Origin of the sequence: Parageobacillus galactosidasius, assembly GCF_002217735.1 — a bacterium.
GTDB classification, from domain to species: domain Bacteria; phylum Bacillota; class Bacilli; order Bacillales; family Anoxybacillaceae; genus Parageobacillus_B; species Parageobacillus_B toebii.
This window is the reverse complement of sequence record NZ_NDYL01000002.1, coordinates 1,561,507-1,575,188: the sequence shown is the minus strand read 5'-3', so window position 1 is coordinate 1,575,188 and position 13,682 is coordinate 1,561,507. Positions and strand designations below refer to the sequence as shown.

The 13,682-nt window shown below is 43.7% G+C and carries 12 protein-coding genes and 2 pseudogenes; 12 read left to right on the top strand and 2 right to left on the bottom strand.

What is annotated here, in order from left to right; translation table 11 throughout:
• Positions 1–4: 4 nt before the first annotated feature.
• The 11 genes and pseudogenes from B9L23_RS17660 (at position 5) to B9L23_RS17610 (ending at position 11,839) form a co-directional block, all read left to right on the top strand.
• The gene (locus B9L23_RS17660; RefSeq protein WP_089098101.1) at positions 5–415 is read left to right on the top strand and encodes a hypothetical protein; all 411 of its coding nucleotides are present in this window, start codon (positions 5–7) and stop codon (positions 413–415) included.
• Between the two features lie 123 nt (positions 416–538).
• Complete coding sequence (gene secA, locus B9L23_RS17655; RefSeq protein ID WP_015865065.1) at positions 539–3,052, top strand: preprotein translocase subunit SecA; 2,514 nt, start codon at positions 539–541, stop codon at positions 3,050–3,052.
• A gap of 101 nt (positions 3,053–3,153) precedes the next feature.
• Positions 3,154–4,258, top strand: a pseudogene (gene prfB / locus B9L23_RS17650) (peptide chain release factor 2).
• 138 nt (positions 4,259–4,396) lie between these two features.
• On the top strand, positions 4,397–5,257 hold the full coding sequence (locus B9L23_RS17645) for a YitT family protein (RefSeq protein ID WP_062679069.1): 861 nt from the start codon (positions 4,397–4,399) through the stop codon (positions 5,255–5,257).
• A 61-nt stretch (positions 5,258–5,318) separates the two neighbouring features.
• Entirely contained in the window at positions 5,319–5,651 is a 333-nt protein-coding gene (gene cccB, locus B9L23_RS17640; RefSeq protein ID WP_015865062.1) for a cytochrome c551, read from the top strand.
• A 187-nt stretch (positions 5,652–5,838) separates the two neighbouring features.
• Complete coding sequence (ftsE, locus tag B9L23_RS17635; protein WP_015865061.1) at positions 5,839–6,525, top strand: cell division ATP-binding protein FtsE; 687 nt, start codon at positions 5,839–5,841, stop codon at positions 6,523–6,525.
• Positions 6,515–7,408: a permease-like cell division protein FtsX gene (ftsX, locus tag B9L23_RS17630; protein WP_015865060.1), complete on the top strand. Its 894-nt coding sequence runs from the start codon at positions 6,515–6,517 to the stop codon at positions 7,406–7,408. Before ftsE ends, ftsX begins: the two co-directional genes overlap by 11 nt.
• Before the next feature lie 41 nt (positions 7,409–7,449).
• Positions 7,450–8,796 (top strand): murein hydrolase activator EnvC family protein, encoded by a 1,347-nt coding sequence (locus B9L23_RS17625; RefSeq protein ID WP_089098100.1) that lies wholly within the window; start codon positions 7,450–7,452, stop codon positions 8,794–8,796.
• Between the two features lie 256 nt (positions 8,797–9,052).
• Positions 9,053–9,454, top strand: a complete 402-nt coding sequence (locus tag B9L23_RS17620) for a DoxX family protein (RefSeq protein WP_062755755.1) — start codon at positions 9,053–9,055, stop codon at positions 9,452–9,454.
• A 25-nt stretch (positions 9,455–9,479) separates the two neighbouring features.
• Positions 9,480–10,184, top strand: a complete 705-nt coding sequence (locus B9L23_RS17615) for a pirin family protein (protein WP_062755661.1) — start codon at positions 9,480–9,482, stop codon at positions 10,182–10,184.
• A gap of 212 nt (positions 10,185–10,396) precedes the next feature.
• Positions 10,397–11,839 (top strand): S41 family peptidase, encoded by a 1,443-nt coding sequence (locus B9L23_RS17610; RefSeq protein ID WP_089098099.1) that lies wholly within the window; start codon positions 10,397–10,399, stop codon positions 11,837–11,839.
• Positions 11,840–11,878: 39 nt separating this feature from the next.
• Here B9L23_RS17610 and B9L23_RS17605 read toward each other — a convergent pair.
• Positions 11,879–12,451, bottom strand: a pseudogene (locus tag B9L23_RS17605) (glycosyltransferase); the annotation flags it as partial.
• A 186-nt stretch (positions 12,452–12,637) separates the two neighbouring features.
• Between B9L23_RS17605 and B9L23_RS20645 the strand changes: the two are divergent.
• Positions 12,638–12,778 (top strand): hypothetical protein, encoded by a 141-nt coding sequence (locus B9L23_RS20645; protein ID WP_169712581.1) that lies wholly within the window; start codon positions 12,638–12,640, stop codon positions 12,776–12,778.
• A 342-nt stretch (positions 12,779–13,120) separates the two neighbouring features.
• On the opposite strand, the gene B9L23_RS17595 is transcribed toward B9L23_RS20645, so the two are convergent.
• Entirely contained in the window at positions 13,121–13,627 is a 507-nt protein-coding gene (locus B9L23_RS17595; RefSeq protein WP_089098098.1) for a MerR family transcriptional regulator, read from the bottom strand.
• Between the last annotated feature and the right edge of the window lie 55 nt (positions 13,628–13,682).

The following is a 13,682-nucleotide window of genomic DNA, read 5'->3' as shown; positions in this document are numbered from 1 at the left end:
AACGATGGAGGCGCTTTTGCGGCAGATTTTAGTAAAATTGGACAAGATGGAAATGAATGCTGAACAATTTCAAGTAGAAGTTCGCGATCGTTTTGATCAAATTGACAAATGTTTCGCAACGATAGAAGCTCGGTTGGGACGTCTGGAGCAAGGGATGGAAGAGGTTGACGGACACCTTGATCGTATTGAAAATGATATGGTTGATGTGAAAGGGCGGCTCGAACGGGTAGAACGGGAACTATGTGAGGCGAAAGAAGCATTATTTCGTCTAGAAAATCAAGTTGCTGACGATGTGCATGCTCTGTTGAAAAATATAGATAAGAAAGTGGAAGAAAAAGGGTTTGAAATATATGCGATCAACAAACGTCTTTTGCATGTAGAAGGAGCTATTGAACAAATTCAATCCCAAGAATGAAGCTACTCCAGTTCTTCTTTTCCGCATTTTCCTCCCCGGTTCATCTCCGCGTCTTAGTTGTCACCCATTCGTGTACATGATATCATGTAGATTAGTGATTCCATTGAATAAGGAGCGTTTTCTATGCTTGGAGTATTAAAAAAGGTGTTTGACCCAAACAAACGCCAACTAAGCCGTTTAGAAAAGATTGCTGACCAAGTCGATGCGCTTGGCCCAGAGATGGCAAAGCTTTCGGATGAACAGTTGCGTCAAAAGACCGAGGAATTCAAGGCGCGCTATCAACAAGGCGAGTCGCTGGATGACTTGTTAGTGGAGGCTTTTGCCGTCGTGCGCGAAGGTGCAAAGCGCGTCCTTGGATTATATCCATATAAAGTGCAAATTATGGGCGGTATTGTCCTCCATGAGGGAAATATCGCCGAAATGAAAACAGGGGAAGGGAAAACGTTAACGGCGACGATGCCCGTTTATTTAAACGCTTTAACCGGAAAAGGCGTGCATGTCGTGACGGTCAACGAATATTTGGCGACCCGCGATGCGACGGAAATGGGCAAATTGTATGAGTTTTTAGGATTAACCATCGGTTTGAATTTAAGCGGTATGTCGCGGGAGGAAAAACAAGCGGCGTATAATGCCGATATTACGTACGGAACAAACAACGAGTTTGGCTTTGACTATTTGCGCGATAACATGGTGCTTTATAAAGAACATATCGTACAGCGTCCGCTTCATTATGCGATTATTGACGAAGTGGACTCGATTTTAATTGATGAGGCGCGGACGCCGCTCATTATTTCGGGCACCGCGCAAAAATCGACAGCGCTGTATATTCAGGCAAATGCGTTTGTGCGTACATTGAAAAAAGATGTCGATTATACGTATGATGAGAAAACGAAAAGCGTACAGCTCACCGAAGAAGGGATCACGAAAGCGGAAAAAGCGTTTGGAATCGACAACCTATTCGACTTAAAGCATGTAACGCTAAACCATCATATTAACTTGGCGCTAAGAGCGCATGTGACGATGCATCGGGATGTCGATTATGTGGTGGAAGACGGAAAAGTCGTCATCGTCGACCAGTTTACAGGCCGACTAATGCGCGGACGCCGTTATAGTGACGGATTGCATCAAGCGATCGAAGCAAAAGAAGGATTGGAAATTCAAAATGAATCGATGACGCTTGCGACGATTACGTTCCAAAACTACTTCCGCATGTATGAAAAGCTTGCGGGAATGACGGGAACGGCGAAAACGGAAGAAGAAGAATTCCGCAACATTTATAACATGCAAGTCGTTGTCATCCCGACAAACAAGCCGGTCATCCGTGAAGACCGTCCAGATTTAATTTTCCGGACGATGGAAGGTAAATTCCGCGCCGTAGTAGAAGATATCGCACAGCGTCATGCGAAAGGGCAGCCGGTGCTTGTCGGGACGGTGTCGATTGAAACATCGGAACTTCTTTCGAACATGTTGAAAAAACGCGGGATTCCGCATAATGTATTAAATGCGAAAAACCATGCGAAAGAGGCAGAAATTATCGCCCAAGCCGGTCAAAAAGGCGCTGTAACGATCGCGACAAACATGGCCGGACGCGGTACGGATATTAAGCTTGGCGAAGGTGTCAAAGAGCTTGGCGGATTAGCGGTCATTGGCACGGAACGCCATGAAAGCCGCCGTATTGATAACCAGTTGCGCGGTCGTGCGGGACGTCAAGGCGACCCAGGTGTATCGCAATTTTATCTATCGCTTGAAGATGAGTTGATGCGCCGCTTCGGTTCGGAAAGTTTAATGTCGATGATGGACCGTTTAGGCATGGATGATTCGCAGCCAATTCAAAGCAAAATGGTCACTAAAGCGGTCGAATCGGCGCAAAAACGGGTAGAAGGCAACAACTTTGATGCGCGTAAACAGCTGCTTCAATACGATGATGTGTTGCGTGAGCAGCGTGAAATTATTTATCGCCAGCGCTATGAAGTGCTTGACTCCGACAACTTGCGCGGCATTATCGAAAAAATGATTCAATCGGTCATTGAGCGGGTCGTCAACGCTCATACGCCGAAAGAAGAGCTTCCGGAAGAATGGAATTTAAAAGGAATCATCGATTACGTCAATGCCAACCTGTTGCCGGAAGGCGATGTGACCGTTAACGATTTGCGCGGCAAAGAGCCGGAAGAAATGATTGAGCTCATTTGGGAAAAAGTGAAAGCGCGCTATGATGAAAAAGAACAGCAAATTCCGCCGGAACAAATGCGCGAATTTGAACGCGTCATCGTCCTTCGCGCCGTCGATATGAAGTGGATGGACCATATCGACGCGATGGAGCAGCTGCGTCAAGGAATTCATTTGCGCGCGTACGGACAAATTGATCCGCTTCGCGAATATCAAATGGAAGGATATGCGATGTTTGAAAACATGATCGCTTCCATTGAAGAAGAAGTAGCAAAATATATTATGAAAGCGGAAATCCACAGCAATCTCGAACGCCAGGAAGTGGCAAAAGGCGAAGCGGTTCATCCGAAAGAAGGAGAAGGCGAAGTAAAACGGAAGCCGTATCGCAAGGCCGTTCGCATTGGTCGCAACGACCCTTGCATTTGCGGAAGCGGCAAAAAGTATAAACATTGCTGCGGAAAAAATGCATAACGTTTGCGGCAAAGTGGGGGGATTGCCTCTCACTTTGTTTGCGAACTCCCATTGATTCTTGTTTCGAAAATCCAGTACAATGAGTAACGAGGTGAAGCATCATGATTGATCTGATCGAAATTAAGCAAGAACTTGAAAAAATGGCTAAGCGATTAGCGGAAATAAGGGGGTCTCTTTGACCTCGAAACGAAACAGGCGCGCATTCGTGAATTAGAGGAACAAATGGCCGCGCCAAACTTTTGGGATGATCAAAAAGCAGCGCAAGCGGTAATTAATGAAGCAAATGCGCTGAAAGATTTAGTGGGTGAGTTCCAATCACTTGAGGAGCGTTTTGAAAACTTAGAAGTGACGTATGAGTTGATCAAAGAAGAGCCGGATGAAGATTTGCAACAGGAGCTGGTCGCAGAAGCGAAAAAATTAACGAAAGATTTTAGTGAATTTGAACTCCAGCTCTTGTTAAATGAGCCATACGATAAAAACAATGCGATTTTAGAGCTTCATCCTGGCGCGGGCGGCACGGAATCCCAAGACTGGGCTTCGATGCTTTTACGAATGTATACGCGCTGGGCCGAGAAAAAAGGGTTTAAAGTCGAAACACTTGACTACTTGCCTGGCGAAGAAGCGGGAGTTAAAAGCGTCACGCTTCTCATTAAAGGGCATAACGCGTACGGCTATTTGAAAGCAGAAAAAGGCGTGCACCGGCTCGTTCGGATTTCTCCGTTTGATGCGTCTGGCCGCCGCCATACATCATTTGTTTCTTGCGAAGTTATGCCGGAGATGGATGACGATATTGAAATTGAAATTCGTCCGGAAGAGATTAAAGTCGATACGTACCGCTCTAGCGGTGCCGGAGGCCAGCACGTCAACACGACCGATTCTGCTGTGCGCATTACCCATATTCCGACTGGCATTGTCGTCACGTGCCAATCGGAGCGCTCGCAAATTAAAAACCGCGAAAAAGCGATGAACATGTTAAAGGCGAAGCTGTATCAAAAGAAACTTGAAGAGCAGCAGGCCGAGCTTGCCGAAATTCGCGGCGAACAAAAAGAAATCGGCTGAGGGAACCAAATTCGTTCCTATGTCTTCCATCCTTACTCGCTTGTCAAAGACCACCGTACGAACGTCGAAGTTGGAAACGTGCAGGCGGTAATGGATGGCGAAATCGATATCTTTATTGACGCCTACTTGCGTTCCAAACTCAAATAAGACGAAAGGCATCTGCTATCGCTCGTTCGATAGCAGATGCCTTTTTTGTGTAGACTAACTTTAATGCGTTACTGCTTTATTCCGCTGTCATTTACTTGTAGAAATGGGCGTGCTATACTCTCATGGGAGGTCTGATGAATGAGAAGAAGAAGTCAACCATTGCATCCAAAAGTGGGGCTAATGATGGAATATGTATACATATTGATTGGTTCGGCGATTGTTGCCGTGGCGTTTAATGTCTTTTTGTTGCCAAACCGCGTTGCTTCTGGAGGCGTAAGCGGAATCAGTACGATCGCTTATGCGGTGTTCGGTTGGCAGCCTGCTTATGTGCAATGGGCGCTGAATATTCCTTTATTTATTTCGGGAGTTGTTTTGCTCGGTCGGCAGTTTGGCGTAAAGACACTTGTCGGCACATTGTTTTTGCCGTTTGTTGTCTATTTAACGAAAGATGTCGAGCCAGCCACCCATGATCCGTTGCTTGGTTCGTTATTTGGCGGCATTGGGGTTGGGCTTGGCCTTGGCATTGTGTTTCGCGGCAAAGCATCGACAGGCGGGACCGATTTGGCGGCGCAAATTATTCACAAATATACCGGATTGTCCCTTGGCATGTGTGTGATTCTCATTGACGGGCTAATCGTATTAACCGCTGCGTTCGTCTTTGATATTGAACAAGCGTTGTATGCACTCATTGCTCTTTATGTGACAAGCAAAACGATTGATTTAGTACAAATCGGGCTCGGCTACTCGAAAATGGCGATGATTATTACCAATGAAGAAGAAAAAGTACGTCATGCGATTTTGCATGAAATTGACCGCGGTGTGACAAAGTTGTCAGGGTACGGCGGCTATACGGATCACGAGCGCCCAGTGCTGATGTGTGTGGTGCAGCAAGCGGAGTTCACAAAATTGAAACAATTGGTCAAAAGCATTGATCCATCAGCATTTGTCATTGTTATGAACGCTGCCGAAGTGCTTGGAGAAGGTTTTAAGCGCACATAATTTTTTCAAAATGGGTTATAATAACTCTGAATGTAATTATTAGATTAGGGGGAGTTCATTTATGAAATGGAAACTTGCTGCTGTATTTCTTGGTGCTTCTCTAGCGCTTGCGGCCTGTGGTGGCGGCAACAATGCAACGGATAATAACAATGGCAATAATGGAGGAGGGGATACCGCCGCAGCTGCCGAAGACATTTACAAACAAAGTTGCGCTTCTTGTCATGGGCAAGATTTATCAGGTGGTGCAGGGCCAAACTTACAAAAAGTTGGAAGCAAATATTCGAAAGATGAAATTAAAAACATTATTGAAAAAGGACGCGGCGGCATGCCAGCTGGCATTATAAAAGGAGAAGACGCTGATAAAGTTGCGGAATGGCTTGCGTCCAAAAAATAAACCTTTTCAATCCGGTACCTACAAGGGCCGGATTTTTCTTATGTAATGTATTTGAAATATAAATGTAAAACTCAAGTGTAACAAATAATGTTATAATAAGCTTTGCAGAATTTTGTACGATCGATTCGAAATATAGCGAAACAGCTCGAGTGATGACAACAATGAAAATGAGATTAGGTGATTAAGCATGATTGAAATGCAAGATGTATATAAGACATATCCGAATGGCGTAGTAGCGCTAAACGGGGTGAATGTTCGCATCAAACAAGGAGAATTTGTCTATATCGTTGGACCTAGTGGTGCGGGAAAATCAACGCTTGTGAAAATGATGTACCGTGAAGAGAAACCAACAAGCGGCTCCATTATGGTCAATGGTGTAAATCTCGCTAAATTAAAAGACAGCAAAGTTCCATTATTGCGGCGACATATCGGAGTAGTGTTTCAAGACTTCAAATTGCTTCCTAAGCTAACGGTATATGAAAATGTAGCGTTTGCTTTGGAAGTAATTGAAGAATCGCCGAAAGTGATTCGCAAGAAAGTGATGGAAGTACTCGAATTAGTCGGATTAAAACATAAGGTGCGATCCTATCCAGATGAACTTTCCGGAGGAGAGCAGCAACGAGTTTCTATTGCACGCTCGATTGTGAACTCTCCTAAAATTGTGATTGCAGATGAGCCGACAGGGAATTTAGACCCAGAAACATCATGGGGGATTATGGAGTTGTTTGAAAAAATTAATAATCGCGGCACAACGATCGTCATGGCAACACATAACCGTGAAATTGTAAATACGATTAGACGCCGTGTCATCGCAATGGAAAATGGGAAAATCGTCCGTGATGAGGCGAAGGGAGAATACGGTTATGAGGATTAGTACCCTAAAGCGTCACGTGCGGGAAAGCATGAAAAGTCTTGGCAGAAACGGCTGGATGACGTTCGCTTCCATCAGTGCGGTGACTGTTACGTTGCTATTAGTCGGCGTGTTTTTAGTTGTCATGTTTAATATGAACCATTTTGCGAAAAAAATCGAAAATGATGTCGAAATTCGCGTCCATATTGATGTAACGGCGAACAATCAAGATAAACAAACGCTTCGTGCGCAGATTGAAGCGATCCCTCAAGTGAAGGAAATACGTTATTCTTCGAAAGAACAAGAATTGAAAAATTTAATTAAAAGTTTTGGCGAAGAAGGCTCTTCGTTCCGTTTGTTTGAACAAGACAACCCGCTAAGCGATGTGTATGTGGTGAAAACAGAAAAACCGACAGACACGATCAAAGTGGCCAAACAAATTGAAAAGTTCCAGTTTGTCCACAAAGTGAACTACGGCCAAGGCCAAGTAGAAAAATTATTCAGCACGTTGAAAGCGGCGCGAAACATCGGGCTTGTGTTAATCATCGGTCTGTTGTTTACCGCGATGTTTTTAATCTCCAATACCATTAAAATTACGATTTTTGCGCGGCGGCGCGAAATTGAGATTATGAGATTAGTAGGAGCGACAAACGGATTTATTCGTTGGCCGTTTTTCTTGGAAGGATTGTGGCTTGGCGTCATCGGTGCGGTTTTTCCAATCGTGTCGATCATGGCCGTTTATTATAACATTTACAAATTTTTAGAGCCGAAAATTACGATTCCATTTGTAGAGCTTCTTCCATTTTATCCGTTTATGTGGCAAATCAGCTTGCTTTTATTGCTTATCGGTGCATGCATCGGCGTTTGGGGAAGCATGATGTCTGTCCGTAAGTTTTTGAAAGTCTGATAGAAAAAGATCATCACCATAAGGGAGAGGGGAATCAATTGATGAAAAGCAGGAAAGTACTGGCGCTTGCCGCAGCTGCGGCGTTAAGTTTTGGTGTTTTCCCGCACTTTGCCAATGCGGTAAGCGACCGGGATATTCAAGAAAAACGGGATGCGATTAACAACATTCGTTCAAAGCAGTCCGCGGTACAAGAGAAAATAAATGATGCTAATCAAGAAATTCAAAAACTGCAATCCAAACAAAAAGAGCTCTCCGAAGAAATTAAAAAACTCGATTTAGCAGTGGAAGAAACGAGTGGGAAAATTCGCAACTTATCCGCTGATATTCAACAAACAGAACAAGATATTGAAACATTGAAGCGTGAAATTGCCGAAGTGCAAGCGCGCATTGAAAAACGAAATGAGATTTTGAAAGAGCGTGTTCGTTCTTTGCAAGAGAGCGGCGGAGTCATCAGTTATCTTGAAGTATTGCTCGGAGCGCAAAGCTTTAGCGATTTTATTGACCGCATGAGCGCTGTCACCACCATTTTTGAGGCGGACAAACAAATTATCCGCGAACAACAAGCGGATAAAGCATTAAAAGAGAAAAAAGAAAAGGAACTTACGGATAAACTAGCTAGTCTTCAATCAAACTTAAAAGAACTAGAGCAGCTGAAACAAAAATTAAGCGAGCAAATGAAGCAAAAGAATCAATTAATGGCACATTTGAAACAAGAAGAACAAGAACACCATGATAAAAAAATGGCGCTTGCGGAAGAACAAGAATTGTTGAGAAAACAAGAAGCAGCGATGAAATATCAGCTTCAGCAGCTAATGGAGAAAAAGCGTGCTGAAGAAGAAGCGAAACGCAGAGCGGCTGCTAGACATACATATTCATCAGGAAATGAAAGTGCGCCTTCCGAAAATGAAAATACGCCGTCCGGAAGTGAAAATAGCAGCGGCGCATCTAGTTCCCGAGATACATCAAACGTTCCACCCGTTACAAGCGGAGCGTTTATGAGACCAGCAAATGGTCCGATTACATCAGGATTCGGTTACCGTTTTGGTGGAAGTGATTTTCACCCAGGAATCGATATTGGTAAAACTGCTGCTGTTGTTCCTGTTGTGGCAGCGGCTGACGGATACGTGTTCCGTTCGTATTATTCGAGCAGTTACGGAAACGTCATTTTCATCACTCATGTGATTAATGGACAAGTATACACAACGGTATATGGCCACCTTGAAGCGCGTCTTGTCGGTGAAGGGCAAACGGTCCGCAAAGGGCAAGTCATCGGCTATATGGGGAACACAGGCCGCTCGACAGGGCCTCACCTTCACTTCGAACTTCATCGCGGAGCGTGGAATCCGTCAAAATCGAATGCGGTAAATCCGCTTAATTATATTAATTAATTTTTAACCGTTACGCCGAGCAGTGAAACATTGCTCGGCTTTTTTGCCTATTCTATTAGAACTATTTTTATAAGTGAGTTATTAATATTTTTGAACGTGCTGCAAGGATCCATAAATGCAAATAAAAACCATCATCTTACAAAGGGGAGGCTATATCTAATATTTTCATATTGACAATATCAAAATAATTATTTTATAATTATCTCGAATTCGAGATTTATGAAACAAAGGTAATATTAGAAGGAGTGTGTTGATGATGGCAGGTATCGGATTATTATTAATCCGTTTAGTTTTTGGATTGACATTTGCAGGACATGGCGCCCAAAAATTGTTTGGCTGGTTTGGAGGACATGGACTTGCGGGAACGGCAGGCTGGATGGAATCCATTGGATTAAAACCAGGAAAAATGATGGCTTTTGCTGCTGGGATGAGTGAATTGATTGGCGGGCTTTTATTTGCACTAGGACTTTTGACTCCGCTTGCCGCTTTATTAATGATTGTGCCAATGATCGTGGCCATTGTGAAAGTGCATGGCCCAAACGGATATTGGGTGACGCAAAATGGGTATGAGTACAATCTTGCGATTATTGCGGTTGCTGTTGGAGTAGCATTAATCGGACCGGGGCAATATGCGCTTGATACGATTATTTTTGGATAAGCTATTGTAAGGAGAGAGTGTGTATATGATTCAAGTATATCCTGCGCAATCCCGCTATTATGCGGATTATGGATGGTTAAAGACGTATCATAGCTTTTCTTTTGGCGACTACTATGATCCTAATAACATTCATTTCGGCCCGCTGCGCGTATTAAACGACGATTTTGTCGCTCCGCTTAGAGGATTTGGCGCCCATCCTCATCAAGAAATGGAAATCGTTTCGATTGTATTAAAAGGCTATTTAAAGCATGAGGACAGCACAGGTCATACCGCAACGACAACGTTTGGCGGCGTGCAGCGGATGTCGGCAGGGACAGGAATTGTTCACTCTGAAATGAATCCATCCCCAACGGAAGAAGTGAATTTTTTGCAGCTATGGTTTTTGCCTGAAGTCCGAGGGTTGACGCCATCGTACGAGCGGACGACGTTTGATGTGGCGAAAATGAAAAACGCGTTGCTTCCGGTGGTGACGAAAAATCCTTCGTCTCCAGGAATTGCCCATATTCATCAAGATGCAACGATTTACCTTTCCGATTTAGAAGCAGGGCGAGAGCTTATATTTACGCAACAAGAGGGAAGAAGAATCTTTTTCTTTGTTATTGAAGGAGATGTTGCATTAAACGGAGAAACAACGTTGCATAAGCGTGATTCCGCGCGAATTACGGAAACGCCGATACTCCGTATTGCATCAGAAAATGGCGCGCGTTTTATGTTAATCGATTTACCGTAACGAACATGGCACAACTTGCGAAACGCAAGTTGTGCATTTTTTTCAAACTTATTTGGTTGAGAAAACAATGGGAAATGTGTAAACTAGTAATGCAAAGAAACAGAATGTAATCATACTATGTACAAGCTAGTCATATGATAAAAATAAAAGGCATCGCACGGCCTACTGTGTGGTGCCTTTCCTGTATGGCATAGGGTGAGGAGGAGACAGTTGTGAATAAAAAAACAACCGCAATACTTATGGCTTTATCGATGCTAGTTGGTGCCGGGGGAACATATGCCGGCATGCAGCTTGCAGCGCCTGACAGCGATCGTGAAATAACACTGGCCGAGCCAGATAAAGCGGCAACGAACGATGACGAGAAAGAACTGAAGAAAGTCGAACAAGCTTATGAGCTGATTAAAAAACGCTATGTTGAAAAAGTTGATGATGATAAACTCATCCAAGGCGCAATTCAAGGAATGATTAGCACGCTGAACGACCCGTATTCTGTCTATATGGATGAAGAAACAAGCGAACAATTTACGGAGTCGCTTGACTCTTCGTTTGAAGGAATCGGTGCCGAGGTAAGCATGATTAACGGAAAAGTCACGATTGTCGCACCGATTAAAAACTCGCCGGCAGAAAAAGCGGGATTAAAACCAAATGATCAAATTTTGCGGGTGAATGGCGAGAGTCTAGAAGGGCTTGATTTATATGAAGCCGTGTTGAAAATTCGCGGGGAAAAAGGGACAACGGTACAATTGGATATTCTTCGCCCCGGCGTAAAAGAAGTGATTAAAGTAAAAGTAGTCCGCGACGAAATTCCGATTGAAACGGTTTATGATTCGGTAAAAACGTATAACGGGAAAAAAGTCGGCTATTTAGAAGTAACGTCGTTTTCCGAAAATACAGCAAAAGATTTTAAAAAGAAATTAGCAGAATTAGAAAGCAAGCATATCGACGGGTTAATCATTGATGTGCGCGGCAACCCAGGCGGCTATTTGCAAAGTGTGGAAGAAATTTTAAAACAATTCATTCCGAAAGATAAACCATATGTACAAGTCGAAGAACGCAATGGCGATAAACAACGTTTTTATTCCGATTTAACGAAGAAAAAACCGTATCCGATCGCCGTGTTAATTGACAAAGGCAGCGCATCCGCTTCAGAAATTTTAGCCAGCGCTATGAAAGAAGCGGGAGGATATAAGCTCGTTGGTGAAACATCGTTCGGAAAAGGAACGGTGCAGCAAGCGATTCCGATGGGGGATGGCAGCAACATTAAATTAACGCTCTATAAATGGCTGACGCCGGATGGCCATTGGATTCATAAAAAAGGTGTTAAGCCGGACGTTGAAGTAAAGCAGCCGGATTACTTCCACGTTAGTCCGCTTCATATCGAAAAAGAGCTTTCCTTTGATATGAACAATGAGCAAGTAAAAAGTGCGCAACAAATGTTAAAGGGACTTGGATTTGACCCTGGCCGCACCGACGGCTACTTCAGCAAAGAAACTGAGTCGGCGGTAAAAGCATTTCAAAAGGCAAATAAACTCCCGCAAACCGGAAAAATCGATAAAAACACAGCCGAAGTATTACAAGCAAAAGTGATGGACGCCATTCGCGACGACAACAATGATGTACAACTAAAAACAGCGATGAAAGTGCTGTTTCAGTAAAATGAAACGGGCAACTGCCTTTAAGGGTTGCCCGTTTTTTCAATGATGCACCTTTTCTTTTTTGGAAGATGGCGAGAACGATGGGGAATGCAATGTTTTTTCAATCGTAAACCGCGGCCGTCTTTTGACTTCTTGATAAATTTTTCCGATATATTCTCCAATGAGTCCCATTCCCATTAGCAACAAACCGCCGATGAGACAAACGGAAATCATGATGGATGTCCAACCTGATTCGGCATGACCAAGCAATTTGACAGTCAACGAGTATATGCCGGCAACGCTGCTGAGAAGAAAAGCAAGGAATCCAATGAACGTAATCAATCGAATCGGTACGATACTAAAAGAGGTAATGCCATCAAACGCAAACGCCAGCATTTTTTTGAGCGGGTATTTCGATTGTCCCGCAAAACGTTTTTTACGGTCATAAAATACTTTCGTCGAACGAAAGCCAAGCAGCGGCACTATTCCGCGCAGGAAGATGTTGATTTCTGTGTAGCGGCTTAATTCCTCAAGCGCCCGCTTGCCCATTAATCGGAAATCGGCGTGATTGTACACTAATTGGACGCCTAATTTTTGCATGAATCGATAAAACCATTGTGCGGTTGCTTTTTTTCTCTTTTGGCAGATGCGACACATACACGACGATTGGCTTTTCCCGTTTTCCGTGATGAATGCCCATGGAGAGTTCGATTTTTCCATTTTCATACACTTTGAAACCGTCTTTCACCCATTTCGTTGGGAAGTATTTCTTTTTCTTGTAGGGATAACGGGCAGGATGTCCTTGCTAGATGGCTTGGTGTGCGAGGTTCTGGCGAAGAGGTATTTGTGGCAGACGGATTGAATCGATTGGCTGTGAAGATGGAACTTCCTTTTCGTTTGTTTTTGCAGCTCGCTTTTGGTGATCCAGCATCCATGTTGGAGAAAGTGTTCTTTTGCTAAGCGGAGACATTCATTCCAAACACGGGCGGATTCCCGATTGCAGGCATACAATCGGTCCAAATCCGCTTTCGATGCCCGGAAGAACACTTTTTGGCCACGAAGCATGAGCATTTCCTTCTTTCTTTGTTTGATGGATGGTTCAATTATAGCGCATATGTTCGTCTTTGAGAATCAAAAACCTCCTGATTTATCTTCCTCCTTCACTCCGTTTAGAGGAAGGGAGACTTCTCGGGAAAAATGTTAAAAAACAATAAAGAATAAATGAAGATGTAAAGGAAGTTTTTTAAAAGAAAAACTCCTTCTCTCTTTTTTTAGAAAAGAAAAAAGAGAGAAGGAGGGAGATTATACAAATAGACTCATAATGCGGCTGATGCCACGGCGTTTCGGTTTTTGCTTTGCATTTTCCGTTATAATCGCTTGTTCTCTATTAACGTCTTCTTCTAAGCGGGCAATACGTTGTTCGAGTGAATGAAGCTGGGAGGCTAGTTCTTCAATTTCTCGGCGATGATGCAAAAGCTGAACGGAAACGATATCGTCCGCTTTTTCGTTGAGCTTTTGTTCGATATTTTGGAGGCGGGAGGTAAACTCATTGAGCTGTGGTTCGATATAAACGTTGAACAACTCGTCAGCGGAGAATGGATGTTGCGGATTTTCTTGATTGATGCATGGTTCTAGGGCAGCGCCTTGTTCAAATTTAATTTGTTCTAGCAAGGCAACCGCTTCGGCATCGAATACGTAGTGTCCCGCTTCGTTTTTTTGGCACGGGACATTATATTTCTTTACCCAGCGCTGAATCGTTTTCGGTGATACACCAAGACGCTTCGCGACACTGCTTGTTTTTAACTCCATCTAAATGATTCCTCCTTTTTCATCCTCTTTTATATCATTTTCCATCAAGACGGAA